Here is a 2,846-nt window from a genome sequence, read left to right on the forward strand (position 1 = left end):
GGTGGCGACGGTCCCTCAAAGCCCGGCCGCGACGACCCGCCCCGACGCTGACGCCCGGCGCCGGGCGCGCCGGGCCGTCGTGTGAACCGCTCTTCGTGTGAGGCGCTCTTCATGTGAACCGCTCTTCGTGTGAGGCGCTCTTCGTGTGAAGCGCTCTTCGTGTGGGGCGCTCGCCGGGTGCGCGGGGGCGCGCGACGCTCGCAGAACCGCGTGAAAATCGCACGATTCGGCGGAGAATCTGCGAGTTCAGCGTCTCTTTGCGAGCCCGCTGCGGCACCCGCACAAGGGCATCCGGCATCCATCTTCCCTTGCCCGCGCGGCAGGGCGCTCGTGTGTTCGGCGGACGGATGGCCGAGGTGCTCGAACGCACGGCGACGCCACGACACGACGAAGGCGCCGCCCCGATCGGAGCGGCGCCCTCGTGGTATCCGGAACTCAGCTCGCGATGATCGCCGACTCGGCCGGCACCACCCCGAGCGCGAGGAGCACGATGATCACGACGCCGAGGATCACGCGGTAGATCACGAACGGCAGGAAGCTGCCGCGCTTGAGGTACTGCATGAGGAATGCGATCACGAGGTAGCCGACGACGAAGGCGATGACCGTGGCGATCGCCGTCTCACCCAGGTTGTAGGGCCCGGTGCCCTCGTCGAAACTCCGGTACAGCTCGAAGAAGCCGCTGGCGAACACCGCCGGAACCGCGAGCAGGAACGAGTATTCGGCCACGGCGGTGCGCTTGTAGCCGAGGGCGCGACCGAGTGTCGTCGTCGCACCGGAGCGCGAGACGCCGGGCACGAGCGCGAGCGCCTGGGCGAAACCGTAGGCGATGCCGTGCGGGTAGGTGAGGTCGTCGAGTTCGCGACGGCGCTTGCCGTAGTGGTCGGCGAGACCGAGCAGGATGCCGAAGACGATGAGCACGGCGGCGGTGATCCAGAGGCTGCGGAAGTTGTCACGGATGAGGCTCTGCAGCAGCACGCCCAGCAGGCCGATGGGGATGGTGCCGATGATCACGAGCCACCCCATGCGGGCGTCGGGATCGTTGCGCGGAACCTTTCCGGTGAGCGAGCCGAACCAGCGCGAGATGACACGGGCGATCTTCTTGCGGAAGTAGATCAGCACCGCCAGCTCGGTGCCGATCTGCGTGATCGCGGTGAAGGTCGCGCCGGGATCGGTCTGCGACGGGAGGAACTCCCCCACGATGCGCAGGTGCGCGCTCGAGGAGATGGGGAGGAATTCGGTGAGGCCCTGAACGAGCCCGAGGATGATGACCTCGAAGATATGCATGCGGTCCTTCAGTACGTCCGGAGGAGGTCGGCGAGAACACGTCGACCGAACTCGAGCGCGTCGACGGGGACGCGCTCGTCGACACCGTGGAACATTCCGGTGAAGTCGAGATCGGCGGGAAGTCGCAACGGCGCGAATCCATAACCGGAGATTCCGAGGGTGGAGAGGGCTTTGTTGTCGGTGCCGCCGCCCATGAGGTACGGCACGACGGGGACACCCGGGTCGTGGCGGTCGAGCTGCGCGATCATCGCGTCGACCAGGTCGCCGGCGAAGGGCACCTCGAGACCGATGTCCTGATGGACGATCTCGATCTCGACGCCGTCGCCGACGATGCGGCGGATGTCCGCCAGCGCGGCGGCCTCGGTTCCCGGCAGCACGCGTACGTCGACCAACGCCTCGGCGCGGTCGGGGATGACGTTGTGCTTGTAGCCGGCGGTCAGGCCCGTCGGGTTCGTCGTGGTGCGCAGTGTGGAGCGGATGAAGCTGGATGCAGCTCCCGTGCGCAGCGCGAGCGCGTCGGGATCGCCCGCGTCATCACCCGTGATCTCGGCGAGTCCCGCCAGGAGCGCGGTGGTGGTGTCGGTCAGACGGATGGGCCATTCCGTCTTCCCGAGGGCGGTCACCGCCTCGGCGAGACGGGTAACGGCATTGTCGGGGTGCAGACCACTGCCGTGGCCGGCGCGTCCCCGGGCGATGAGCTTGATCCAGATCAGGGCTTTCTCGCCCACCTGCAGCAGGTACGCACGGCGGTCGCCGACGGCGATGGAGTAGCCACCGACCTCGCTGATCGCCTCGGTCGCCCCGGAGAACCAGTCGGGTCGGTCCGCGACGACGCGTGCCGATCCCTCGACGCCGCCGTTCTCCTCATCGGCGAAGAACGTGACGATCACATCGCGTTCGGGTTGCTCCCCCGCGCGCAGCAGGTCGGCGACGGAGGTGAGGATCATGGCATCCATGTCCTTCATGTCGACCGCGCCCCGACCCCACAGGATGCCGTCGCGGATCTCGCCGGCGAACGGGTCGACAATCCAGTCCTCGGCGACGGCGGGCACGACGTCGAGGTGCCCGTGCAGGATCAACGCGGGCTTGTCGGGGTTGCGACCCGGAACGCGGGCGCACACGTTCGTGCGACGCTCGACCGGCTCGTAGTAGTCGGTGTCGAGGCCCAGTCCTTCGAGGTAGGCGCCGACGTACTCGGCGGCTTCGCGCTCGCCGTTGGCGCGACCGCCGCCGTAGTTCGAGGTGTCGAACCGGATGAGGTCGGACGCGACGCGTGCGACTTCGGGGACGACGGTTTGGCGCTCGGACATGCGCACTACCGTACCGGGGCCCGGCGACCTCTCCCGTCGCGCGTCGCCCCGGGGAGGACGGGCGATGCGCAACTCGCCGGTACTGCACGCGGTCGTCGGCCGCGTGCGGCCGGTGGGACGCGCCCGGGGCGGCGCACCGGTTCGAGTCGCGGTCGGCGGCGTGGTAATGTCGTTCCTCGTTGCGCAAGCGACAAACACCCAATGCGCGGGTGGCGGAATAGGCAGACGCGCTAGCTTGAGGTGCTAGTGCCC

At 68.5% G+C, this 2,846-nt stretch carries 2 protein-coding genes; both read right to left on the minus strand.

The genetic code is table 11. The features are described 5' to 3' along the window. Positions 1-435: 435 nt before the first annotated feature. On the minus strand, positions 436-1,284 hold the full coding sequence (locus RWP81_RS15990; protein WP_314457765.1) for an undecaprenyl-diphosphate phosphatase: 849 nt from the start codon (positions 1,282-1,284) through the stop codon (positions 436-438). An 8-nt stretch (positions 1,285-1,292) separates the two neighbouring features. Continuing rightward, positions 1,293-2,594: a M20/M25/M40 family metallo-hydrolase gene (locus RWP81_RS15995; protein WP_314457767.1), complete on the minus strand. Its 1,302-nt coding sequence runs from the start codon at positions 2,592-2,594 to the stop codon at positions 1,293-1,295. Positions 2,595-2,846: the final 252 nt, after the last annotated feature.

The organism is uncultured Microbacterium sp. (assembly GCF_963521695.1).
Lineage (GTDB): Bacteria > Actinomycetota > Actinomycetes > Actinomycetales > Microbacteriaceae > Microbacterium.

Coding starts and splice junctions, on each gene's coding strand:
- RWP81_RS15990 (WP_314457765.1), bottom strand. CDS start 1,284: ATGCATATCTTCGAGGTCATCATCCTCGGGCTCGTTCAGGGCCTCACC.
- RWP81_RS15995 (WP_314457767.1), bottom strand. CDS start 2,594: ATGTCCGAGCGCCAAACCGTCGTCCCCGAAGTCGCACGCGTCGCGTCC.